The sequence below is a fragment of the Acinetobacter sp. M5A5_2a genome, from assembly GCF_053345265.1.
Genome location: NZ_JBKEZV010000008.1, coordinates 23,499 through 45,581, shown reverse-complemented (window position 1 = coordinate 45,581; position 22,083 = coordinate 23,499). Strand labels below are relative to the sequence as shown.

Here is a 22,083-nt window from a genome sequence, read left to right as displayed (position 1 = left end):
TTATCTAGGAACAGATAGGATTTGGCCTTATCTGTTCCTAGTCTTATTGAATAACGGATTACTAAATTTTAACTGGTAGATTTAATACTACCTGAGCATCTTCAACAACGTCTAAACGTAAGATAGTCGAGGCACCTAGTTCATTTAGCAACTTTGTTAAAGGTCCATCGTTTTTTTAGTTGAACTTTTTTAGAAACTATAAGGTTGAAGTTAACTTGAAATTCAAGGCTTTAATTTTGGTATGTAAAATCTTTGAAATTAAAAAGAAATAAAATAAAAACAATTAAAGATTAAAAAGATACAAAGTTAATTAGAGTCTTCATATAAATTTTATTTTTAAAATACGATTAAGATGATTGGCCTTAAAGTTAACTTTAAGCTTGATATAAATATTCAAACCTTAATAACGAACCTATAAGCAGATTTTCAGCAGGAGAATAAAGATGGGATATGTAACCACAAAAGATGGCGTAGACATTTTCTATAAAGATTGGGGACCACAAGATGCCCAAGTTTTATTTTTTCATCACGGTTGGCCTTTAAGTTCAGATGATTGGGACACACAACTACTTTTCTTTTTGGGACAAGGTTATCGTGTTGTAGCTCATGATAGACGGGGACATGGTCGTTCTAGTCAGGTGTGGGATGGTCATGATATGGACCACTATGCAGACGATGTTGCAGAGGTGGTTAAACATCTCAACATTAAAAAAGCAATTCATATTGGCCACTCAACAGGCGGCGGCGAAGTGGTTCACTATATCGCTCGTCATGGTGAAGGAAATGTTGCAAAAGCTGTGCTTGTCAGCGCAGTGCCGCCACTGATGGTTCAAACTGAAAATAATCCCGAAGGTTTACCAAAAGATGTATTTGATGACTTACAAAAACAGGTTTTGAATAACCGTGCACAATTTTATCGTGATCTTCCATCTGGGCCGTTCTATGGTTTTAACCGACCTGATGCAAAACCATCTGATGGGATAATTGCCAACTGGTGGCGTCAAGGAATGATGGGGGGAGCAAAAGCACATTACGATGGTATTGTGGCGTTCTCACAGACTGACTTTACCGAAGATTTAAAGAAAATCACCATTCCTGTTTTAGTCTTGCATGGTGATGATGACCAAGTTGTACCTTATAAAACATCTGGAGTGAAATCGGCAGAATTGCTTCAAAATAGCCAACTCAAAATCTACCCAGGTTTCTCTCATGGCATGTTAACCGTGAACCATGAAATTATTAATGCCGATTTATTAGCCTTTATCCGTGAATAATTAAAAATAAAGACAACAGATTTTGAAAAGAGGCATGCTGAATGCCTCTTTTTTTAGTTCATAACTTTACCAAGCACACACTTTCAGTAACAGGTTTCTATGCTTTGATAAATCAATGAACAGAATTATAAATATCAAAAATGAGGTGAAAAGATGTCTAAACGCATATTACATGTCGTGACCAATGTTTCACGTTATAAAGATGTAGATGAACCCACAGGCCTATGGTTAGGTGAACTTACCCACGCCTATGATGAGTTTGAAAAACAAGGATATATTCAGGATATTGTGAGTCCGAATGGCGGAAAAACACCTATTGAACCAAAATCACTAGGTGCATTGGTTGCCGATAAATCGGTAAAAGCGAGAGAAGATGATCAGGCATTTATGACCTTGCTTGCCAATACACATAAACCGTCAGATATTCATTGGGAAGATTATGACGTGATCTATTACACGGGTGGTCATGGGGTAATGTGGGATTTTCTAGATAACCCAGAACTTCAAGAAATCACCAAAAATATTTATGAAAAAGGCGGTATTGTTTCAAGTGTATGTCATGGCTACTGTGGTCTATTAAATGTAAGGCTTTCCAATGGTAAACGGCTTATAGACGGGAAGAAGTTAACTGGCTTTGCATGGAGTGAAGAAATTTTAGCAGGGGTAGCAAAAAAGGTGCCTTACAATGCCGAAGAGTTAGCAAAAGAGTATGGTGCAGACTATGAAAAGGCTTTAATTCCATTTGCACCGCATGTGGTTCAAGATGGAAATTTAATTACAGGTCAGAACCCATTTTCTGCTAAAAAAACGGCTTTAGAAATTATAGAAACTTTAGAAAAGACTTAAGTTTTATGTATTAAAAATAATCCCCAAAAGAGAAGTCAATCATGACTTACAACTTTTGGGGATTGTTCTATTTTGAAAAGCTAACTTTAAGGAACAATAACAAAATCAGGATTTGCTATGGCAAACACAGCCTCACGGTCTGCCGCAGGTGGGTAAATCCAGACAGTATTAATTTCCTGCTTAATTTTTTTGGCTTCTTCACGAATAAATTGAACCTGACGGTCCCAACCTTCGCTATAGAGAGCACCCCAAGGGCCTAAATCAACACAAGTCACATACTTCGGTTGACTATATGCATGAAGTGGTAAATCAACCAATTCTGCTGCAGCATTGTAACCTGCTACACGGCCTAGGCTCATGGCATGTTGGCAAGACATCACGTTAAAATTACCTAAATCATCGGTTGGAACTTTTACAGTATCACCAGTCACAAAAACATTTTTTGCTTCAGGTGCATGTAAATAAGCATCCCCAATCAAACGGCCTAAATTATCTTTCTCACCAGCAATTTGAGAGGTGAGCGAGTTAGCTCTCATGCCCGCTGTCCAGATCACGGTGTCTGTTTCAATTTTTTCGCCGTTTGAAAGCGTTACCCCTGATGCATCCAGTGCTGTAACTCGTAGACCAGCTTTACCTTCCACACCCAGCTCGCTAAGAGCTTCTCGAATAACTGTAGCAGCTTGGTCACCCATTGCCGCACCAATTTCTGTAGATGAATCTACTAAAACTACACGCACATCAGTTTCGCCTAAAATGCTACGCAGACGTTCAGGCATTTCTGTGACAGTTTCTAGCCCAGTAAGCCCACCACCTGCAACCACCACAGTATTACGTGCTGCATTTGCAGGTTTATTGGCTAAGTTTTTAAGATGTTGATCTAGTTTTTCAGCATCTTCTAGTGTACTTACGCTAAAGCCATATTCTGTAAGGCCCGGTATAGGAGGCATAAAAGTGGTACTTCCAGTTGCTAGAATAAAACGGTCATAGCTTAAAGTTTGTTTGCTGCCATCGGTGGTTGAAACCTCAATGGTCTGTTGGTCGCCATCAATTTGATTTACCCAACCTGCTAGATATTTAACCCCAACCACGCCTAGTAACTCTGAAATATCAGGGTTCATGTTTTCTAGTACAGCTTCATAAAGACGAGGGCGAATACCAACATTCGGGCTAGGAGAAACCATCACTACTTCAATATTTTGTTCTTGCGAAGCTAAATGAATTGCTCTTTGTGCCGCAAGTGCAGCCCATAAACCAGCAAAGCCAGAACCTGCAATAATAATACGCTTACTCATTTGATTATCCTTTTGATCGATTTTTCGGACAACAAATTCCAGCTCATCACAAAATTTAGGGTGAGCGAATCCTTTCTCTGATTGTCCGAAGAATCTGAGAAGGCGTTTAAAACGATTAGGGGAGTTTTATGTCAGGGTTTGAGGCCCTATCAGCTCGTTAGTCGGGGGTGTCCCGCGATATTTTATTTTTCCGCATTTTTGCTGTTCTTCCTTCGATGCGTTCATTGATCCAGCCATTTACATCACTAAAAAATACGTCGGGTGCATAACGGCCAAAACGGTCTGCAATATCGCCAAGTGTATGAGCACCTAGCGCATCTCGCATGGCTTTTTCGGCCTGTAACATCACGGCGTGCACTGCACACACACCACTGGTTGCCCAATCTGGCGGGGCATGATTAAAGACCGCACATTTCCCACGGACTTCTTGGCACTCAAAAAGCGGTTTTTCACCTTCGATTGCATTCACAATATCTAAAAAACTGATTTCATGAGCCGGTTTGGCCAGTAAATATCCACCGCGAACACCTTCTTGAGCAATAACGAGACCTGCCTTTTCAAGTTTAGGAAAAATCTTAGCCATAAAACTCGGAGAGACTCCTTGTAATTCAGCCAAATCCTTACTACTCAAAGGTTTATCTTCATTGTTCACAAGAAAAAGAAGACAGTGAATCGCATACTCGACGCTACTAGTGATATAAGCCATTTAATTTCATAATTGATCAATTACAAACACAGACTAACTCGGTCTGTGTTTATAGTCAACAATAAAACTAAGACAAAGTTGGTCTTAGTTTTATTTGAAGAGAATGCAAATAAGGAAAATTGACGTTATATATCTGAATTTAAATACCTTTAAAGAGAAATAAATAATTTAAAAACTATCAAAAAAACTTACGAACGCCACCAATAATTTTCGACATTTGGCTCGTTTAGATTGAGTACTTCACCCATTTGCGGTGTGCTAATCGCTAACGCATTTTCTTTAGCTAAACCGACAATACGTTCAAACGGGTCGTCCCACGCATGAAGCGCCAAGTCAAAAGTACCGTTATGCACAGGTAACAAATGACGTCCTTTTAGATCGATATGTGCTTGTAACGTTTGCTCGGGCTGCATATGTACATCTGGCCATTCTGGGTCATAAGCGCCAGTTTCTAACATGGTCAGATCGAAGGGGCCATATCGATGTCCGATTTCTTTAAAGCCATCAAAATATCCCGTGTCACCACTAAAAAATACACGTAGATCATTATCAATAATTACCCACGATGCCCACAACGTTGCATTACTGTCACTCAAGCTTCGGCCCGAAAAATGATGTGCAGGGGTGGCAACCAGTTCTAAACCATCAATATGTGTCGTATCCCACCAGTCGAGTTGTTGAACTTTTTCTGCTGGAACTCCCCATTTAATTAAGGCATCACCCACACCAAGCGGTGTTATGAAATGCTCAACTTTGTCTTTAAGTTGCATTACTGCGTGGTAGTCCAAGTGGTCATAGTGGTTATGCGACAAAATCACGCCTTTAATTGGCGGTAGTTCGGCAATGCTGATTGGTGGTTGGTGAAAACGTTTTGGCCCAATCCATTGAAAAGGTGATGCACGCTCCGAAAAAACAGGGTCAGTTAACCAAAATTCATTGCGTAATTTTAACAAAATGGTCGAGTGCCCCAGACGAAAGAGAGAGCGGTCAGGTGCACTAAGAAGTTGTTCTTTTGACAAGCTTAAAACTGGAATTTGTTTGTTTGGAACTGTGTCTTTCGGTTTGTTAAATAGAAACTTCCACATCAACTGAAGCGACTTACCAAAAGAAGGCTTGTGCTGGTTCGGACGTGTATTTCTAAATTTGCCATCGTGTTGCTGTGACGGCATTAAGGGAGAAGGCAAGTCTGTTGTGTTTGAAATAGTCATCTTGTTTTTCCTTTAGTGGAATAAACCTATATGTGCAAATAAGAACTTTAAGAGTACTTATTAATATCTATATAAATGAGTATTTACTCACTCATTAATTGGTTCAAAAATAAGGACGCCGTAGGTCCTTATTTTTTTATTTATATTGAAACTGCATGCCAAAATGCTTCAAAACCCGATTTGCGATAACGCTCGGTTTGAGAAGGGTCTTGGGCAATAAAATTCAGTGTGACTTCGGCAAGCGCCCCCAAAATTGAAGCAATAAATAACGGTGGGTAATCACGTAGTGTTCCGCCATTAATATGTTCTTGAATATTTTGGGTCAGATCGCAAAAGGTTTGCATACCAATTTGTTTGCTTTGCTCGGTAATTTGTTCAGAAGTTGAAAGCTGTGCCATTACTTTGCGTTTGAGTGGAGCTTCTAAACTCCAGTCCAAATAGCTTTGCCAAATATGAGACATTTGTGTTTGCAAATCGGAGTGATCAGGGTAATTGAGTATCATGACCTGACGCAGTTCAGCTTTTAGTGAAAGATAGAGCTGATTAAGCAACTCTTCTTTGCTACTAAAATAGGTAAATAAAGTGCCTTCTGCCACGCCAGCGACTTTGGCAATTTTTGAGGTAGACGCACGTTCGCCAAGCTCTGCCAATGTTTCAATAGCAGCACTTAAAATTGCATTACGTTTATCTTCACTACGAGGACGAGCCATACACAAATAAATTAATTGAGTGATTACTCAATCATACATAAAAATAGCTAGAGTGCAAGAAATGTTTTGTAGAGGAGGTCAAATTTACGAACACGCCAATAAGCTCAGAATTTTAAAAAGATTATAGATTTATTTTATATTGTTAAGCTTACATTTAAGGTTTTCCTTAAATATGTAATTAAATGAAAAACAATAATTAATTAAATATTTTCTAGCCAATTTCACATTGACACCTTAAATATTGCAGATTACCATTTGCGGGCTGGCCTACATTGCCAGTCGGTTTTGACGGACCGATATTTGAACCACATCAGGACTATTTCTTCTGAGGAACAGTCTTGTGTGCACACCTCGTTCCCTCCCGTAGCGGTAGGACGGGAGTGGGACACTTTCGAGTGTGCTGGAGTTCAAACCAGTCCGTCAACCTGCTTCCGTTCTGCCACCATAATTTATAATGTTTCGGCAGAACTCCATACTTAAAGGAGTTGGCTTTGCACATTCATTATTTCTTGGCAGCCTTTGCCAAAAGCTATATCGACACCACTTAACCCATCTTTAAATGGTTTGATGGCCTTTAGGCTTGTCGAACTTTAAATCATTACGTCTAAAACTTAGCAACAATAAAACTTGAGATGTGCCAAGCACAGTCTTTATGGCTTTGCTATGCCTTTTTTACCCTTAAAAGAGTCAAGGCTTTTTATATCTCATTTATATACAACAAAAATCTATTTTATAACGGTAAAACTATGCCACATTCAGATCTTCCATTTCGTGCTTTAAGCGTACTTCATTCTGCAAGATATCTTTTTAATAAACATGGCTTTCACAATGTCGGGGTAGACCGAATTATTGAAGCAGCAAAAATCCCGAAAGCCACGTTTTATAATTATTTTCACTCAAAAGAACGTCTTATCGAAATGAGTCTGACCTTTCAAAAAGATGGTTTAAAAGAAGAGTTACTTTCAATTATTTATGTTCAAAAAGACTTAACGCTAGTTGAAAAACTTAGAAAAATATACTTTTTACATGCCGATTTAGAAGGGCTATATCATTTGCCATTTAAAGCTATTTTTGAAATTGCGAAAACACATCCAAAGGCGTATCAGGTCGTAATTGACTATCGAAACTGGTTGATCAAGGAAATTTATAATCTGCTTTTAACAACCAATGTAAATGCTTCAAAACAAGATGCGCACATGTTTTTGTTTGTGATTGATGGAGCAATGGTTCAGCTTTTAGACCCCAGTAAACCAGATGAACGGGAGAGGTTGCTTGAGTATTTTTTGTTGGGGTTGGGGTTGGGGTTGGGGTGAGAGAAAAGCATTTTAATCTATGAATCTAAAATAAAATTTGTTTTATCAAGTAGTCAATGTAATTTATATTTTTAGAAAATTTAAATAAATGCATCTTTATTAGTCATATATTTTTATCTTCAATCATAAAATTTACAATGAAAGGAAATGTCACATGAAGGAGGTAGCTTTATAATGATAAGGATGTAAATTTAAAAATGAATCATATTAAAGAATGGACAATTAATATGGCTAATCAAAAAAATGATCAACACCGGCAACAAGAGATTGATCAAGATCGCCAAAATAAACAGCAAGATCAACAATTCGAGCAAAACCAACAGGATCAACAACAGCAACAAAACCACCAATACCAACACCATATACCAAATCAACAGCGGCAACAAAACGTGAAAGATCAGAAAGATATACAGCGGCAAAAAGATCAGCAAAACTGATAAAACTATCGAAAATGTATAAAAAAACCTCAATATCTCATTGAGGTTTTTTATACGTATTTAAGCCGATTTCTTGTAGCAGAAAGCATCCTATAAATATCATGATTTTTTATTTAAGGAATATCCTTTACCTATGCCAAATCACTAGAGTTGAATTTGCCTATTGCTGAATTGGTCAGTCAATTATTTCAAAATATGGTGGGAGCTAGAGACGGCGAGCTTGATCATTTTGGTTTAATTCGTGAGTTAGAGAGGATGAATCATTTACCTCTTTGATTTTATAAAGCTACTACGAATGGTCGAGTAATTAAGATCTTTAATGATTTGACCATTCGTAGTGTTTTTTATTTAAATAAATGCTCAAAGTTCAGCAATATTATTTAAAACGACTTTCCCTTTTGCTCGTCCAGTATTTACATATTGGAGCGCTTCTTTAATTTGAATAAAGTCATAGGTTTGGTCAACTACGGGTTTAATTTTTCCAGCTTCGACCAATTCGGAAATTTTTGAGAGCTGCTGACCATTTGGCTGCATAAATAGAAATGAATAGGTAGCGCCACGTTTTTTTGCTTTATGTCGGATTGACCAGCTTAGAAGTGGGATAACACATTTTAGAAAACGGTTCAGATTAAATGCGTCTGTAGTTGCTTGATCGGGTGGACCTGCAAGACTGATAAGTCGCCCACCACGTTTAAGTACATTGACTGATTTCTCTAAGGCTTTTCCACCTTGCGTATCTAAAACCACGTCATAGTCTTTAAGTTCTTGCTCAAAATCTGTCGTTTTATAGTCAACAATGATGTCGGCGCCTAGCTCTCTAACCCAACGAGCGTTTTTACCACTTGTTGTAGTTGCAACAATAGCCCCTAACGATTTGGCAAGTTGAATTGCGATTGAGCCAACACCGCCTGAACCTGCATGAATCAGTACTTTTTGTCCTGGCTGAACTTTTGCCATTTCAACCAGAGCTTGCCATGCTGTTAATGTAACTAAAGGTAAAGAGGCCGCCTGCTCCATAGAAAGATTTTGAGGTTTAAGTGCAAGTGAAGACTGTTGAACCACAGTATATTCAGCAAAAGCACCGTTTAAATCTGTCTTGGCATAGACTTCATCTCCGGCTTTAAACTGAGTAACGTTCGATCCAACTTCTACGACTGTACCTGCAAAATCATTGCCTAATATGAAAGGAAACTTCAGTGGCAGAATTGCTTTAAGTTCACCCTCTAAAACTTTTAAGTCGAGAGGGTTAATACTTGCAGCATGAACTTTAACAAGCACAGCGTCTGCTGTTAGTGGTGGTTGAGATTGTTCATTGAGCTGTACGTCATCAATGTTGCCATAACGGCTAATGTAGGCTGCTTTCATTTGAAACCTCTATTTCTCGAAATTATTTTTAAAGTTTTATAGGCTTGGGTTTGTTCTAAACTTTCAAGCTGCGGTGAATTAATTTGTCAAAGATCTTTGCAGGTGCAAATCGTCTTAACGCTTTTAAGCTTTTTGCAGTTTTTCCTGCTGTGTAGCGTGGTACGACCTGTTGGCTTTGAATGACGGTTAAAATTGTATTGGCAACCACACTCGGGTCATCTGACTTATTAATTGAATTAATCATTTGTTTATGTAGCTTTTCACGCGTTTGATCGTAAAAAGAAATTTTATTGTCTGCTTCGAGTAAGTTTACTCCCAAAGACGTATTGGTGTAAGCAGGTTCAATAAGTGACACACGAATGCCTTGAGATCTTAATTCGTGATCTAAAGATTCAGAGTAACCTTCAAGTGCATGTTTTGATGCAGAGTAAAGTGCGCCAAAAGGCAGAGGTAAAAGCCCAAGAATTGAACTGATATTTAAGATCAATCCTGATTTTTTCTGGCGCATATGTGGAATCACTGCACGAGTCATTCGAACCGCACCAAAAAAATTGGTATCAAAAATAGCCTGTGCTTGTTGCATTGAGCTTTCTTCGGCACCAGCAGGCGCTATTGCAAACCCAGCATTATTAATTAAGACATCAATTTTTCCTTCGGTTGCTATTACTTTCTCAACGGCTTGGGCAACTGAATTGTCTTGATTTACGTCTAACTCAATAAGATGGAATTTGTATTTTGATGAATCTTTTGCTTGTCGGCTTGTGCCATAAACAATAAATCCAGCCTCATGTAAAAGGTTTGCTGTTGCTAAACCAATACCAGAAGATGCGCCTGTAATTAGAACTACTTTGCTAGTCATATCATGTTCCTTACTTAAATTTTGTAGTCAATTAACGAATGAATTTCGACTTGATTTTTTAATCATAATCTAAAAATAAAATAGTTACTACTAAAAAGATAGTGACAATATTTTTTTACATGCGTATAGTGGGTATTAAATCGATACTTACTCTGTTTTTATCTTTTCTCCCTTTGAAAGATCACTCATAAAAACAGATGAATCAGATCAATGAATTAAATTTGAGGATCAGAGAAATGAATTTTTTAATAAATACAGTTGCTATGAGTTTGACGGCGATATCTATTTTTAGTGCTCCCTTAACTCAGGCAGAAGTTGTGCCATCGGTTTCTTTTAATGAACCATCAATTCAGGCACATAAAGTGTCATCAAGTGCTGTTAGCAATCCGCAAGCAGGGCAACACGCCGAGCAAGATACAAATTGGAAGAATGTACCAACTCAATTTATTAGTGCAGGTGGCGTTAACTTCGCTTACCGAGAATATGGTCAACAAAACGGTGGAACGCCTGTCATTTTCTTAAACCATTTAGCTGCTGTACTAGATAACTGGGATCCACGAATTATTGATGGAATTGCGGCAAAACATCATGTTGTTGTGTTTGATAATCGCGGCGTTGGTGCTTCGACTGGTGAACCAGCAAAGTCAATTGAACAAATGGCAGATGATGCGATTGCTTTCATTCAAGCAAAAGGCTTTAAGCAGGTTGATTTATTTGGCTTTTCGATGGGCGGCATGATTTCACAAGAGATTGCGCTAAAACAGCCGAATTTGGTTCGAAAAATGATTTTATCGGGAACTGGCCCTGCGGGCGGTACGGGAATTAGTACAGTCGGGCGAATTTCTAATTGGGATTTAGTTCGTGGAATGGTGACTGGTCAAGACCCGAAGGTTTATCTTTTCTTCACTCGTACAGAAAATGGTAAAGCTTCTGCAAAAGCCTTTATTCAACGTATTAATGAACGTACTGAAAACCGAGATAAAGAAATCACCATTTCTGCCTATCGTGCCCAGCTTAAAGCATTAAAAAAATGGGGAAGTAAAAAACCTGCTGACCTTTCTGTGATTCAACAACCTGTTCTTGTTGCCAATGGTGATCATGACCGAATGGTGCCAACAGTAAATACTTATGATTTAGCAAAGCGTTTACCGAATAGTTCACTTGTAATCTATCCAGATGCAGGTCATGGGGGAATATTTCAGTTTAATGAAGATTTTGTAAAACAATCACTTACATTCTTAGCTAAATAAGAACTTAAATTTAGGACTATGACCATGACAACAATTACACACCAAACAGCCGAGACCCAATTCATTGAAGTAGATGGAGAAAATTTTGCCTATCGTCGATGGGGTAATGCAAATACAGAGCAACCACCGCTATTTTTTCTTCAGCATTTCCGAGGTGGTTTAGACAATTGGGATCCACTGATTACTGATGGTTTAGCGCAAGGGCGTGAAGTCATTTTGTTTAACGGTCGCGGCGTTGCTTCATCTACTGGCCAGCCCCGTACTCGCATTGAAGATATGGCAGACGACGCGGCAGTAGTCATTCGTGCATTAGGCTTAAAGCAGGTTGACCTATTAGGCTTTTCACTGGGAGGGTTTCAGGCACAAGATTTAGTACGCCGACATCCTGAACTCGTCAGAAAACTCATACTTTTAGGTACTGGACCAAGAGGCGGTAAACCACGTGGAGATGATCCAGAAGTCGCTGCTTTGGTATTGAAGTATGCAACAACTGCTGTGCCTTCTGAAGAAAACTTCCTCTTTTTATTTTTTGGCCGATCTGAAGCTGCTATTCAGGCAGGTCATGAATTTTGGCAACGTCGCCATGAGCGTAAAAACCAAGATCCAGCAAGTTCAGTTGAAGTCATGCAGGCACAAATAGAAGCCAATATGCATTTTTTACCTAAACTTGATGAACAAGATCCTTTTGCACATTTACGTGAGATTAAACAACCTACTTTCATTTTAAATGGTGTCGATGATGTGATGATTCCGACCATCAATGCATATCACATGGCACTTAACATTCCAAACGCTCAGCTATTTATTTATCCCGATGCAGGACATGGTGCCCAATTTCAGTACCCTGAACGCTTCGTAAAACATGCAATCCAGTTTTTAGATGAATAATGCCCATGAGTTCGGTCCATTCAATTTGATGAATCAAGAAGATAAAAATGATGAAATTTAAATTATTGCTGTGGATGCTGACCAAGCTCATGCAGCGTGCTGTAAAAAAGAACCCGAAATGCGCAGCTTATGTGAAAGATAAAAATGTCATTTTTCAGATTCAAACAGCAAGTGGTGAAGGCCGCTATTTCGAAGTAAAAAACGGCAAGATTAACTCTTACTCAGGGCTAACCAAGTTACCAAGTTTTACCTTTACGTTTAAGACGGGTAGCAAAGGGTTTGCCGTGTTGTCAGCGAAAGACAGTGTAAACACTTTTTTAACTGCACTTAAAACACAAGACCTTGTCATTACCGGAAATTTTGTGGATGTGATGTGGTTTCAAAGTTTAGTGGACTTTATTCAACCCCATTCAAAACCCTCTTTAACTGTGTGAGATAAGCCATGACTCATCTGCAATTAAAAACGAATCTTTTGAAGCAGCCCTTAACTTTACCGAATGGTGTCATCATTCCAAACCGGTTAGCGAAGGCTGCAACCAGTGAAACTTTAGCCAGCTATTCAAATAATCCAAACGAAAAACATGTTCGGCTATATCAGCGTTGGGCCGCATTAGGGATTGGGATGATCATAACTGGCAACATTATGATTGACCGCAAAGCCTTAGGTGAGGCTGGAAATGTGGTGGTTGAGGATGAGCGTGATTTTGCAATTTTACAGAAATGGGCAAAAACCGTGACCGAACAAGGTTCTCAATTGTGGGCACAGTTAAATCATCCGGGAAAACAATCACCGAAAGGATTAAATGTACGTAACATTTCTGCATCGGCAGTGCCATTTGGTGCAGAAATGCAGTCTTTATTTGCAACACCTGATGAAGCAACACACGAAGAGATTTTAGAAATTATTCAGCGTTTTGGGCGTAGTGCTGCGATATGTAAAAAGGCTGGATTTAGTGGAGTTGAGATTCACGCTGCACATGGTTATCTGATTAACCAGTTTTTGTCACCTTTGCACAATTTAAGAAATGATGAGTGGGGTGGTACACCAGAAAAACGTCGCCGTTTTTTAATGGAAGTTTATGCAGAGATCCGAAAACAAGTCGGTAAAGAGTTTCCTATTGCGATTAAGCTTAACTCGGCAGACTTTCAAAAAGGTGGGTTTACCGAGCAAGATTCTTTAGAAACAATTCAGGCATTAGCGAATGCAGGCATTGACCTGATTGAAATATCGGGTGGTACCTACGAATCTGGAGTAGCCAAAGCTCCACAAAAAGCATCGACAATCGCACGCGAAGCTTTCTTTATTGATTTCGCAGAAAAAGTGAGAACACTCGTAAAAACGCCATTGATGGTAACAGGTGGATTCCGAACTGTAGAAGGTATGGATCAAGCTTTGCAGTCCCATGCATGTGATGTCATTGGAATTGCAAGACTTATGGCAATTGAACCTGATGTACCCAAATCTTTACTGGCAGGAAAAAATGGTTTTCAGTCAGTGCAACCCATCAAAACTGGCATCAAAAAAATTGATAGTCTGGGGATTATGGAAGTACTTTGGTATACCCAACAACTCAAACGGATTGGTAAAGGTAAAGAGCCGAAACCTAAGGAAAGTGGGTTATGGGCATTTATTAAATCAGTTTTACTTAGTGGTTGGGGAACGTATGCAACCCAACGTAGCCGAGCAAAATAACCAATTTTTTCATTAGGATAAATTGCCTGAAACGCTCGGGCAAAAGAGTTTGAGTCCCCAAAGCCTAATAGAAAAGATATTTCAGCACTAAAAATGTCAAAACTGCCAAGTAGATACTTAAATATTTACGCAATTTACTCATTCTTTTTTTAAGGATATGAAATGAAAAATTACTTATGTAAATGGATCCCACCACGTGCGGATTTTCTCGGAACGATGTCTGACGATGAGAAGAAATGGATGGGACAGCATGGCGATTTTTTAAATAAACTTCTCGATCAAGGCGTTATTGTCGCCCATGGTCCCGTTATTAATGATGGGAATGGGTACGGCCTTTCGCTTTACCAGATTGCAGATGAAGAGGATATCGCTAGCTTCACGTCACAAGACCCTATCGTAAAAAATGGTGTCGGCCATTATGAGCACTACGTCATGCTTCATTTGGCTTCACACGCCTAATTTCTTAAATTTATAGAAGATATTATTATGAATACTAAAGGTTCAGTCGCACTTGTTACAGGTGCAAATAGAGGGCTGGGTGCAGCTTTTGTACGTGCATTACTCGCTGCCGGTGCCAGCAAAGTCTATGCGGCAGCGCGCAATCCATCGAGCATAACAATTGAGTCAGGTGTAGTACCTGTTCGTTTGGATGTGACCAGTCCAGATGAGGCTGAAGAGTTAGCACGAAAACTGGGCGACGTAAATTTATTAATAAACAACGCAGGTATCGGTGGACATGGGGCTATTCTTTCCCCATCATCTATCGATTTACTTCGAGATCAGTTCGAAACAAATGCAGTTGGGCCACTGCGGGTAACTCAGGCATTTGCACCAGTTCTAGCTACTCACCATAGCAGTGCTGTAATCAATGTGATCTCAGCGTTAAGCTGGGCTACTTTACCTGGCGTTACAGGTAGTTATAGTGCTTCAAAAGCAGCTGCTTGGGCTTTGAGCAATGCTATGCGACAAGAGTTAAAAGCACAGGGAACAGAGGTTTTGTCGCTGCATGTTGCTTTCATGGACACAGACATGGTTCGTGGATTAGCTGGAAATAAAACTTCACCTGAGATTATTGCACAAATGACGATAGCTGCTGTAGAGAGAGGGGAATCTGAACTCTTGGCAGATAAGATTAACCAAAACGTGCATGCTGGACTGACAGCCGAAACGCCAGTTTATCTGGGCATGCTTGAGTAAATTAATAATGAATGAATATAACAAGCTCTAATCTGTAAAAAGCACTCTAACTGAGTGCTTTTTTATATTTATATTATTCGCTTTTTAGGCGAATAGGGCGAGTGCCAATTTCAGCTCCCGTCATTTGGTCTAACACAATAGGTTTGATTTCAGTACCTTGTTCTGCATCAAGGAAAGTCACCATTTTTTCAGGCTGTTCATAAGGTTTGTATTTTCGACCCCATGCGCCAATCACAAATAAAACTGGTAAGAAGTCTTTGCCTGCTTGAGTTAATACATACTCTTCACGCGGTGGGTGTTCAGAATATTGTCTTTTTTCAAGTAAGCCTTCATCTACCAACACAGACAAACGTTTTGTTAGCATTGTAGGTGCAATACCTAAACTTTTACGAAACTGATCAAAACGAGTAGATCCTACATGCGCATCTCGTAAAATCAACATGCTCCACGCATCACCTAGTACAGAAAGGCTTCGGGCGATTGGGCAGACTTCTAGATCGATATTTTTACTCATATAACATTAATCAACTTAATGGTGACTACTAAAAAAATAGTAACACAAAGTGGCGAATTAAGCGAGTTTGAATGCTTAATATACAATAATAACTCTATGTCCCGAGTCAATTTTCAACTATGTCTGCACTAGGCTGACTTTCTAATAATTTGGATAAATTATTTTCAAGCCAAGTAGTTAAATCAAAAAGTCGTTCGGAAGCCTCTCGTCCAAAGTCTGTTAATTGATAATCTACACGAGGCGGTATTTCTGCATAATCCTGACGTACGATAAAACCATCGTGCTCAAGCGTTTTTAGGGTTTGTGCCAACATTTTTTCACTAATGCCATCAATTAGTTTCTTTAACTCATTAAAACGCAGACGTTGATCTCGAAGTGCAACTAAAATCAAAACACTCCAACGGCTAGTGAGAGTTAATAAAATTTTTCGAGAGGGACAATCTGCTGCAAAAACGTATCCTTTCATCGTGCACCACCTTAATTACAAAAGTTTACATTTGTTTCTAAACTTACTTTTAGGTAAGTACTTACTTTTAGTAAGTTAAGGTACTACGATGATTGAAATATATCAACTACCTCAGATGGAGATCATCATGCGTATTGCAGTTACTGGTGCATCAGGTCAACTCGGCCAATTGGTTATTTCTCAATTACTCGAACGGACTGAGGCAAAAAATATTGTCGCATTAGTTCGTAGTCCAGAAAAAGCATCAGATTTAAGCTCAAAAGGAATCGAAGTGCGTGCTTTTGATTATGGCCATGACGCAGATAAACTTTCGGTTCAATTGGCTGGTATTGATAAGCTTTTATTAATCTCGTCAAATGAAATTGGTCAACGTACAGTACAACACCAAAATGTGATTAATGCGGCAAAACTTGCAGACGTAAAATTTATTGTTTACACGAGTTTATTAAATGCAGATACATCACCACTTCTATTAGCACAAGAACATGTTGAAACTGAACAATATTTAAAAAAAACGGATATTCCACATACACTATTACGTAATAACTGGTACAGCGAAAACTATGCAATGGGACTTGCACAAGCAGTTGAGCATGGCAAAATTTTTGGGGCAACGCATCATGGCAAAATTGCTTCTGCTTCACGCTTAGACTATGCGACTGCTGCCGCTGTGGTATTAACGCAAGAAGGGCATGAAAATAAAGTTTATGAACTAGCAGGTGATACGAGTTATACCCTTGATGATGTAGCAAAATGGGCAAGTGAAATTAGCAAAAAAGAAGTCATTTACCAAGACCTACCAGAAGAGGAATATAAAGCGCTGTTGGTACAATTGGGTATACCAGAAGGATTTGCTGGCATCTTGGCAGATTCAGATGAAGGCGTATCCAAAGGAGGCTTGTATAGTGATAGCAAAGATCTGCACCAGTTAATTGGTCGTGCCACTACAAGTATGCAAGAGACGATTAAAGAATTCTTGTCTTAAGTTAACGCTATAACTCTTATCTAAAAACAAAAAGGCTTAAATTTTTCCGATTTAGGCCTTTTGTATATTTTAATAAATACGGCTTTCATAAAGTCGGGGTAGACCAAATTATTGAGTCAGTAAATAACAACCAAATCAAATGCTTTGAAGCACGATGCCCACGTTTGTTTGTGATAGTTTAGTTTTTATATTTCTTTCGAAATTGGATTGGCGTCATTCCTGTCCATTTCTTAAAGGCACGTGTGAAATTTGTGGGCTGGATATAGCCCAAATAAAGCGCAATCTCTTGTATTTCCATATCACTATTAAGTAATAAGTTTTCAGCTTCTTTTTGTTGAGCTTCTTCGAGTAATTGCACATATGAAGAACCGACTTGATTTAAGTGGCGCCTTAGTGTTCGGCTAGACATATTTAAGCGATTCGCAATTTCATCAAATGAAGGATAACCCAACTGTGGTTTTAAATTTAACTCTGCTTTTACGGTCAGGCATATATCTTTAATTTGTTCGGAAAAGCGGAGTTGCTCAGCTTCACATTGGGCTAGAGCTTGTTTGAAAGCAAAGGGATCTGCCATTTTAATGGGTAAATCTAGAAGCTGTTTTTTATACCGAATTTGATTAGTCGGTTGATTAAAATGAATGGAAGGTAATAAATGTTGATAAGCTTTGTGATAGCTAGGTTCTGACCAGTCAACTGATAACTCAATATCAGCTAAATCATGTTCTCTTAAAAATTGACCAGCTTGAATCACGCCAATCATTAGACATTCATAAAAAAACCGTCTTAGCGTTTCTGCTTGTGCGGCTTGATTGCTGACAACAGGGTGAGTTTCTTTAATTTCAAGAATAGAAAATTCATGCCCGTCTAGCAGAGCAATCCGATAATCTTTTAATCGCATGTTAAAGAATTGTGTTGAAACCTCAATGGCCTGTCGTAAATTGGGGCTGCTCATTAAGGCATATCCCATTGGCCCATGGGCAGTTAAACGCAGTTTTATTCCATACTCATATCCCAAGCCAGAATCTTTTGACAATATTAAGCTTTCCCATGCCAGTTTAGACCATTGCATAGGGGTAATTCGGGCGTCTAATTGGTCTAAAAGTGTTAAGGGAATTTTACTTTTTTTCAAAATTTCAAGCGCAGAAAACCCTTTGTCCACCATAATTTCTAATAATAAATGAGCATAAGAAATAGGAATGCTGGCTTTGGATAGCCCATAGGGATCTTTCATATTCTTTTTTTTGTTGTGGCCGAAAATGATTATCAGTATGTCTGATCTACATCTCACGCTCAAGTTAAAACTTCGGAATAATCAATTTATTCTATTTTGAGCAAGAATTATGAGTCTACCTATTCCACGAGCCTCATCTCGCGTTGTGATTACAGGTGCTTCATCGGGCATTGGTGAAGAGTTAGCAAAACAGTTCGCTTTACGAGGCTATTCCTTAGTTTTAGTCGCTCGCCGTGTCGAAAAATTAGAAGTACTGGCTGAAAAATTAAAAGCTGAATATCAAATATCTGTAGATTTATATCCATGTAATTTGGGAGATAGACAAGCTAGAGCTAAGTTTCGTCAGTATTTAGAAAGTATTGAGGTTTCCATTCTTTGTAATAACGCAGGTTTTGCAACTTTTGGAAGACTTCAAGAGTTAGATGCAGATCGAGAACGTGAAGAAGTCGAAGTCAATAGTGTGGCAATTCACGACCTAACTTTAGCGGTGTTGCCACAAATGCTCAAACGAAAATCCGGAGCAATACTGATTGTAGGCTCTACTTCTGGTCATCAACCCACTCCGGCAAATGCCACATATGCGGCAACTAAAGCATTTGCAAACTCATTTGCAGAGTCTTTACATAGCGAACTAAGTGGTACAGGCGTGACCTGTACTTTACTTGCTCCGGGTCCTACTAAAACAGGTTTTAATGAAGTTGCTGGAATTACCAAAATTGATGGAGTCGGTGGAAATTTTGTTTGGGTAACGGCTGAAAGAGTAGCTAAAGAAGCGATTCAAGGCATGGATTGCAATCGCCGTATTGTGATTCCGGGGTTTGTAGCACAGGCGCAAACTTTTGGGGGACGTTATACCCCGCGCATCATCTTGCTCCCAATTCTGAAACAAGTATTTTCGAGATTAAAATCATGAGACAACTCATCAATGATTTAAGTGTTCCAGTGGGCTTAGCCAATCTTGGCAATAAGCTTTATCACAATGCTCAGTATTTGACGGCTGTTGTTGAAGTGGATGAAAAAGCGATGGCTCGTTGGTTACCATCTGGAATGACACTGGTTCAACCTGCAAGAGCTGATTTGTTCTGTGCTTATTTCCCGGAAAACGTCTATACGGGTGCTTACCATGAAGCGGGTTTATTCGTTCATATTAAAGTAGGCAATAAAACAGGAATCTTTTGCCCTTGGATGATTTTAGACGATGATCGCGCCATGATTATTGGACGTGAGTTGCTTGGCTATCCTAAAAAGATGGGTGAGATTAGTTGGGAAAATGACGGAAAATGTATTGTTAGCAATGCTTCACGCCGCGGTACAACGCTCATTGAAATGGAAGCTAAGCTTGGTGAAGTCATTGATGATGCACCTCCAATTTTAGGATTACCACATCGTAATATCACAGGTGGGTTGGGCCTTGGTCTACCACGTGAAGTTCGATTTACCCCGAAAGAACATCCACTTGAAGTCCGTCGTGTAGAAATGAACTTACGTTTTACGGGTACTGAAAATGATCCTTTACATGATATGGGACTAGGGAAAGTCATTGAAGCAAGATTGCATCGAGTTGATTTATCAGGCGGGTTAATTCCTCCAATTCAAATACCTCGTCTACGCACGCCGTTATTTTTATTGCGCCAATTTAATCCTCGCGTTTTATAACTGGAGAATAAAGATGAATGCGTTCTTTAAGTCAAAACAAACACATGATTTTTCTAAAATCTCGGCTTCAATTGATATTCCTGTAAGAACAATGGATTTTACTTTTTCAGATGAAATTCCTGAGTTCTGGTTTAATAACAATGCTTTACTCACAATGTTGTTGACTGCATTATCAAGCGCATTTCCAGATGGTGAACGTCAATTTATTCATAGTGTACGTAATTATCAGGCAAAAATTGAAGATCCTGTTCTGCTTAAACAAGTCCGTGCTTTTATTGGTCAAGAAGCACATCACGGTAAAGAACACGACGCGCTCAATGCGGTCATGCTGAAAAAAGGCTATCCGGTAGACCGAATTTATAAGCGCTTTAAAAAGATGAATCGCTTAATGCAAGAGCAATTCTCTACAGCTCATCAGCTTGCATGCACCGTATGTATGGAACACCTCACAGCAATTCTAGCTGACTATTTTATTAGTACCGCGCCCCAAGATTTAGAATTATTTAATACCCATATAAGAAAAATTTGGGCATGGCACGCGATTGAGGAAACGGAACATAAGGCTGTAGCTTTTGATGTATATCAGTCTTTGATCAATAGACCTTATTTCTTGCGATGGGTCATGATAGAAACCACGCTTTCTTTTCTTGTCATTACCACCAGAGGAACAGCAGAACTGTTACGAGCTTCTGGAAAACAACGAGATTTAAAAGAACTTTATGAAGGTCTTCGTTATTTGTTTGGAGGACAAGGTCTAGTCAGACGTATTGGTAAAAATTATCGCGATTTTTTCTCCGCAGATTTTCACCCTTGGCAGCATGACAATCGGGAGATGATGAACTTATTAAAAAAACAATATTTCAATGAAGAGCTGTTGAAATAATCAAAAGTTGATGCTTATTCAGCCCCTACAGAACAAACAATTTTAGGAATAATTACCATGGCACAGTCTACATTTACAAATTCTTCGCTACAGCAACCATTAAAATTGGCATGTGGCATAACCATACCAAACCGTATTGCAAAGTCGGCCATGAGTGAACAATTGGCAGATCGACACGGTTCACCCACCACAGACTTACAGCAACTTTATGCAGCATGGGCAAGAGGTGGAACTGGGTTGTTAGTTACGGGCAATGTGATGATTGACCATCGTGCCTTTGTTGAACCAAGAAACGTCGTTTTGCAAGATGAGCAATTTTTACAAGCAAATAAGTTATGGGCTCAGGCTGCTAAGGCCAATGGCAGTAAAATCATTATGCAGATTAACCATCCGGGTCGTGTTGCGGTTTTGCCACTTTTGAAAAAGCCGATCGCGCCCTCAGCAGTCGGGCTTGATTTACCTGCTATGAATATTATTCGTATTCCACGAGCGATGATTGAAGCAGATATTTTGGAGCAAATTAAACGTTTTGCTACAACCGCAGAGCTTGCTGTTAAAGCAGGGTTTGATGGCGTACAGGTACATGCCGCACATGGTTATTTACTCTCGCAATTTTTGTCACCACTCTCAAATGTTCGGACAGATGGGTGGGGAGGAAGTCCTGAAAATCGACGCCGTATGTTGATCGAAACAGTTCGAGCTGTACGGGCTGCAATAGGCAAAGACAAAATATTAAGCGTAAAACTCAACTCTGCCGATTTTCAAAAGGGCGGCTTAAGTCAGGAAGAGTCTCTACAAATTGCATTAGCTTTAGAAGCAGAAGGGATCGACCTATTAGAGATTTCAGGCGGGAATTATGAATCTCCTGCACAGTTAGGCTATGCACCAGATCGTTCTGCTCAACGTGATGCATATTTTATTGACTATGCCACCGCACTTCGTAAACAAAGCAAATTACCACTGATGTTAACAGGTGGACTGCGAGATGTAGATTTTATGAATCACATTGTTGCCAATGGTACGGTTGATTTGGTTGGGTTGGCTCGGCCTTTTGCAGTACAGCCAGATTTAGCAAAACAACTGTTAGCCGGAAAATCGGTATTAAAACTAGCAAAAATTCCAGCCATTGGATACAAACCCGTTGATGCCTATTTGCAACTTGCTTGGCATGCTTCGCAATTTCGCCGTATTAGCAGTGGGCAACAACCCAAAGCGATTAAGGGCTTAGTACGAACATTGATTGCCTTTGGTCCACGCATGGGCTTTAACATTTTGACTCAGGATTAATGGTAAGCGCTTTTGATATAAGG

24 protein-coding genes and 2 pseudogenes are annotated in these 22,083 nt (G+C 39.3%); 16 read left to right on the top strand and 10 right to left on the bottom strand.

The window, feature by feature from the left end; translation table 11 throughout:
• Positions 1 to 61: 61 nt before the first annotated feature.
• A pseudogene (locus ACLBWE_RS10770) lies at positions 62 to 175 on the bottom strand (acetoacetate decarboxylase); the annotation flags it as partial.
• Positions 176 to 443: 268 nt separating this feature from the next.
• Here ACLBWE_RS10770 and ACLBWE_RS10765 point away from each other — a divergent pair.
• Entirely contained in the window at positions 444 to 1,274 is an 831-nt protein-coding gene (locus ACLBWE_RS10765; RefSeq protein WP_447602807.1) for an alpha/beta fold hydrolase, read from the top strand.
• A gap of 153 nt (positions 1,275 to 1,427) precedes the next feature.
• Positions 1,428 to 2,120, top strand: a complete 693-nt coding sequence (locus tag ACLBWE_RS10760; RefSeq protein ID WP_447602805.1) for a type 1 glutamine amidotransferase domain-containing protein — start codon at positions 1,428 to 1,430, stop codon at positions 2,118 to 2,120.
• A gap of 86 nt (positions 2,121 to 2,206) precedes the next feature.
• Here the strand turns inward: ACLBWE_RS10760 and ACLBWE_RS10755 are convergent, their stop codons facing one another.
• The 4 genes from ACLBWE_RS10755 to ACLBWE_RS10740 all read right to left on the bottom strand — a co-directional run bounded on the left by ACLBWE_RS10755 (position 2,207) and on the right by ACLBWE_RS10740 (position 6,036).
• On the bottom strand, positions 2,207 to 3,412 hold the full coding sequence (locus tag ACLBWE_RS10755) for an NAD(P)/FAD-dependent oxidoreductase (protein ID WP_447602803.1): 1,206 nt from the start codon (positions 3,410 to 3,412) through the stop codon (positions 2,207 to 2,209).
• Between the two features lie 157 nt (positions 3,413 to 3,569).
• Positions 3,570 to 4,118, bottom strand: a complete 549-nt coding sequence (locus ACLBWE_RS10750; protein ID WP_348951350.1) for an RrF2 family transcriptional regulator — start codon at positions 4,116 to 4,118, stop codon at positions 3,570 to 3,572.
• A 188-nt stretch (positions 4,119 to 4,306) separates the two neighbouring features.
• Positions 4,307 to 5,326: an MBL fold metallo-hydrolase gene (locus tag ACLBWE_RS10745; protein ID WP_447602801.1), complete on the bottom strand. Its 1,020-nt coding sequence runs from the start codon at positions 5,324 to 5,326 to the stop codon at positions 4,307 to 4,309.
• 140 nt (positions 5,327 to 5,466) lie between these two features.
• Entirely contained in the window at positions 5,467 to 6,036 is a 570-nt protein-coding gene (locus ACLBWE_RS10740; protein ID WP_035360958.1) for a TetR/AcrR family transcriptional regulator, read from the bottom strand.
• Between the two features lie 746 nt (positions 6,037 to 6,782).
• Between ACLBWE_RS10740 and ACLBWE_RS10735 the strand changes: the two genes are divergently transcribed.
• From ACLBWE_RS10735 to ACLBWE_RS10725, 3 genes and pseudogenes are all read left to right on the top strand, one after another.
• Positions 6,783 to 7,349 (top strand): TetR/AcrR family transcriptional regulator, encoded by a 567-nt coding sequence (locus ACLBWE_RS10735; protein ID WP_447602798.1) that lies wholly within the window; start codon positions 6,783 to 6,785, stop codon positions 7,347 to 7,349.
• Positions 7,350 to 7,576: 227 nt separating this feature from the next.
• A complete protein-coding gene (locus ACLBWE_RS10730) occupies positions 7,577 to 7,786 on the top strand; it encodes a hypothetical protein (RefSeq protein ID WP_035357968.1) in 210 nt (69 codons plus the stop codon).
• A 129-nt stretch (positions 7,787 to 7,915) separates the two neighbouring features.
• Positions 7,916 to 8,062, top strand: a pseudogene (locus ACLBWE_RS10725) (NAD(P)-dependent oxidoreductase); the annotation flags it as partial.
• A gap of 84 nt (positions 8,063 to 8,146) precedes the next feature.
• Here ACLBWE_RS10725 and ACLBWE_RS10720 read toward each other — a convergent pair.
• A complete protein-coding gene (locus tag ACLBWE_RS10720) occupies positions 8,147 to 9,151 on the bottom strand; it encodes an NADP-dependent oxidoreductase (protein ID WP_005046858.1) in 1,005 nt (334 codons plus the stop codon).
• 55 nt (positions 9,152 to 9,206) lie between these two features.
• Positions 9,207 to 10,010 carry an oxidoreductase gene (locus ACLBWE_RS10715; RefSeq protein ID WP_004642960.1) on the bottom strand — a complete coding sequence of 268 codons (804 nt, stop codon included), beginning with the start codon at positions 10,008 to 10,010 and terminating at the stop codon, positions 9,207 to 9,209.
• A gap of 236 nt (positions 10,011 to 10,246) precedes the next feature.
• Here ACLBWE_RS10715 and ACLBWE_RS10710 point away from each other — a divergent pair, with 236 nt between their 5' ends.
• From ACLBWE_RS10710 to ACLBWE_RS10685, 6 genes are all read left to right on the top strand, one after another.
• The gene (locus ACLBWE_RS10710; RefSeq protein ID WP_447602795.1) at positions 10,247 to 11,260 is read left to right on the top strand and encodes an alpha/beta fold hydrolase; all 1,014 of its coding nucleotides are present in this window, start codon (positions 10,247 to 10,249) and stop codon (positions 11,258 to 11,260) included.
• Positions 11,261 to 11,284: 24 nt separating this feature from the next.
• On the top strand, positions 11,285 to 12,148 hold the full coding sequence (locus tag ACLBWE_RS10705; RefSeq protein WP_447602793.1) for an alpha/beta fold hydrolase: 864 nt from the start codon (positions 11,285 to 11,287) through the stop codon (positions 12,146 to 12,148).
• Positions 12,149 to 12,195: 47 nt separating this feature from the next.
• Entirely contained in the window at positions 12,196 to 12,582 is a 387-nt protein-coding gene (locus tag ACLBWE_RS10700; protein WP_447602791.1) for a helicase, read from the top strand.
• 8 nt (positions 12,583 to 12,590) lie between these two features.
• On the top strand, positions 12,591 to 13,841 hold the full coding sequence (locus ACLBWE_RS10695; protein WP_447602789.1) for an NADH:flavin oxidoreductase/NADH oxidase family protein: 1,251 nt from the start codon (positions 12,591 to 12,593) through the stop codon (positions 13,839 to 13,841).
• Between the two features lie 162 nt (positions 13,842 to 14,003).
• Positions 14,004 to 14,300: a YciI family protein gene (locus ACLBWE_RS10690; RefSeq protein ID WP_447602787.1), complete on the top strand. Its 297-nt coding sequence runs from the start codon at positions 14,004 to 14,006 to the stop codon at positions 14,298 to 14,300.
• Between the two features lie 27 nt (positions 14,301 to 14,327).
• Entirely contained in the window at positions 14,328 to 15,038 is a 711-nt protein-coding gene (locus ACLBWE_RS10685; RefSeq protein WP_447602785.1) for an SDR family oxidoreductase, read from the top strand.
• A gap of 73 nt (positions 15,039 to 15,111) precedes the next feature.
• Here ACLBWE_RS10685 and ACLBWE_RS10680 read toward each other — a convergent pair whose 3' ends face one another.
• Positions 15,112 to 15,552, bottom strand: a complete 441-nt coding sequence (locus tag ACLBWE_RS10680) for a winged helix-turn-helix transcriptional regulator (protein WP_003651925.1) — start codon at positions 15,550 to 15,552, stop codon at positions 15,112 to 15,114.
• 106 nt (positions 15,553 to 15,658) lie between these two features.
• Positions 15,659 to 16,018, bottom strand: a complete 360-nt coding sequence (locus tag ACLBWE_RS10675; protein WP_005040301.1) for a winged helix-turn-helix transcriptional regulator — start codon at positions 16,016 to 16,018, stop codon at positions 15,659 to 15,661.
• A 127-nt stretch (positions 16,019 to 16,145) separates the two neighbouring features.
• Here ACLBWE_RS10675 and ACLBWE_RS10670 point away from each other — a divergent pair, with 127 nt between their 5' ends.
• A complete protein-coding gene (locus ACLBWE_RS10670) occupies positions 16,146 to 17,003 on the top strand; it encodes an SDR family oxidoreductase (protein WP_447602782.1) in 858 nt (285 codons plus the stop codon).
• Between the two features lie 178 nt (positions 17,004 to 17,181).
• Here the strand turns inward: ACLBWE_RS10670 and ACLBWE_RS10665 are convergent, their stop codons facing one another.
• Complete coding sequence (locus ACLBWE_RS10665; protein WP_447602780.1) at positions 17,182 to 18,234, bottom strand: AraC family transcriptional regulator ligand-binding domain-containing protein; 1,053 nt, start codon at positions 18,232 to 18,234, stop codon at positions 17,182 to 17,184.
• Positions 18,235 to 18,343: 109 nt separating this feature from the next.
• Between ACLBWE_RS10665 and ACLBWE_RS10660 the strand changes: the two genes are divergently transcribed.
• From ACLBWE_RS10660 to ACLBWE_RS10645, 4 genes are read left to right on the top strand one after another with little or no spacing between them, the layout of a single operon-like run.
• Positions 18,344 to 19,147, top strand: coding sequence for an SDR family NAD(P)-dependent oxidoreductase (locus ACLBWE_RS10660; protein ID WP_447602778.1), 804 nt, complete (start codon positions 18,344 to 18,346; stop codon positions 19,145 to 19,147).
• On the top strand, positions 19,144 to 19,890 hold the full coding sequence (locus ACLBWE_RS10655; RefSeq protein WP_447602776.1) for an acetoacetate decarboxylase family protein: 747 nt from the start codon (positions 19,144 to 19,146) through the stop codon (positions 19,888 to 19,890). Before ACLBWE_RS10660 ends, ACLBWE_RS10655 begins: the two co-directional genes overlap by 4 nt.
• A 13-nt stretch (positions 19,891 to 19,903) precedes the next feature.
• Positions 19,904 to 20,773 carry a metal-dependent hydrolase gene (locus ACLBWE_RS10650; RefSeq protein WP_447602774.1) on the top strand — a complete coding sequence of 290 codons (870 nt, stop codon included), beginning with the start codon at positions 19,904 to 19,906 and terminating at the stop codon, positions 20,771 to 20,773.
• 57 nt (positions 20,774 to 20,830) lie between these two features.
• Positions 20,831 to 22,060: an NADH:flavin oxidoreductase/NADH oxidase family protein gene (locus ACLBWE_RS10645; protein ID WP_447602772.1), complete on the top strand. Its 1,230-nt coding sequence runs from the start codon at positions 20,831 to 20,833 to the stop codon at positions 22,058 to 22,060.
• The last annotated feature ends 23 nt before the right edge of the window (positions 22,061 to 22,083 follow it).

Coding starts and splice junctions, on each gene's coding strand:
- ACLBWE_RS10765 (WP_447602807.1), top strand. CDS start 444: ATGGGATATGTAACCACAAAAGATGGCGTAGACATTTTCTATAAAGAT.
- ACLBWE_RS10760 (WP_447602805.1), top strand. CDS start 1,428: ATGTCTAAACGCATATTACATGTCGTGACCAATGTTTCACGTTATAAA.
- ACLBWE_RS10755 (WP_447602803.1), bottom strand. CDS start 3,412: ATGAGTAAGCGTATTATTATTGCAGGTTCTGGCTTTGCTGGTTTATGG.
- ACLBWE_RS10750 (WP_348951350.1), bottom strand. CDS start 4,118: ATGGCTTATATCACTAGTAGCGTCGAGTATGCGATTCACTGTCTTCTT.
- ACLBWE_RS10745 (WP_447602801.1), bottom strand. CDS start 5,326: ATGACTATTTCAAACACAACAGACTTGCCTTCTCCCTTAATGCCGTCA.
- ACLBWE_RS10740 (WP_035360958.1), bottom strand. CDS start 6,036: ATGGCTCGTCCTCGTAGTGAAGATAAACGTAATGCAATTTTAAGTGCT.
- ACLBWE_RS10735 (WP_447602798.1), top strand. CDS start 6,783: ATGCCACATTCAGATCTTCCATTTCGTGCTTTAAGCGTACTTCATTCT.
- ACLBWE_RS10730 (WP_035357968.1), top strand. CDS start 7,577: ATGGCTAATCAAAAAAATGATCAACACCGGCAACAAGAGATTGATCAA.
- ACLBWE_RS10720 (WP_005046858.1), bottom strand. CDS start 9,151: ATGAAAGCAGCCTACATTAGCCGTTATGGCAACATTGATGACGTACAG.
- ACLBWE_RS10715 (WP_004642960.1), bottom strand. CDS start 10,010: ATGACTAGCAAAGTAGTTCTAATTACAGGCGCATCTTCTGGTATTGGT.
- ACLBWE_RS10710 (WP_447602795.1), top strand. CDS start 10,247: ATGAATTTTTTAATAAATACAGTTGCTATGAGTTTGACGGCGATATCT.
- ACLBWE_RS10705 (WP_447602793.1), top strand. CDS start 11,285: ATGACAACAATTACACACCAAACAGCCGAGACCCAATTCATTGAAGTA.
- ACLBWE_RS10700 (WP_447602791.1), top strand. CDS start 12,196: ATGATGAAATTTAAATTATTGCTGTGGATGCTGACCAAGCTCATGCAG.
- ACLBWE_RS10695 (WP_447602789.1), top strand. CDS start 12,591: ATGACTCATCTGCAATTAAAAACGAATCTTTTGAAGCAGCCCTTAACT.
- ACLBWE_RS10690 (WP_447602787.1), top strand. CDS start 14,004: ATGAAAAATTACTTATGTAAATGGATCCCACCACGTGCGGATTTTCTC.
- ACLBWE_RS10685 (WP_447602785.1), top strand. CDS start 14,328: ATGAATACTAAAGGTTCAGTCGCACTTGTTACAGGTGCAAATAGAGGG.
- ACLBWE_RS10680 (WP_003651925.1), bottom strand. CDS start 15,552: ATGAGTAAAAATATCGATCTAGAAGTCTGCCCAATCGCCCGAAGCCTT.
- ACLBWE_RS10675 (WP_005040301.1), bottom strand. CDS start 16,018: ATGAAAGGATACGTTTTTGCAGCAGATTGTCCCTCTCGAAAAATTTTA.
- ACLBWE_RS10670 (WP_447602782.1), top strand. CDS start 16,146: ATGCGTATTGCAGTTACTGGTGCATCAGGTCAACTCGGCCAATTGGTT.
- ACLBWE_RS10665 (WP_447602780.1), bottom strand. CDS start 18,234: ATGAAAGATCCCTATGGGCTATCCAAAGCCAGCATTCCTATTTCTTAT.
- ACLBWE_RS10660 (WP_447602778.1), top strand. CDS start 18,344: ATGAGTCTACCTATTCCACGAGCCTCATCTCGCGTTGTGATTACAGGT.
- ACLBWE_RS10655 (WP_447602776.1), top strand. CDS start 19,144: ATGAGACAACTCATCAATGATTTAAGTGTTCCAGTGGGCTTAGCCAAT.
- ACLBWE_RS10650 (WP_447602774.1), top strand. CDS start 19,904: ATGAATGCGTTCTTTAAGTCAAAACAAACACATGATTTTTCTAAAATC.
- ACLBWE_RS10645 (WP_447602772.1), top strand. CDS start 20,831: ATGGCACAGTCTACATTTACAAATTCTTCGCTACAGCAACCATTAAAA.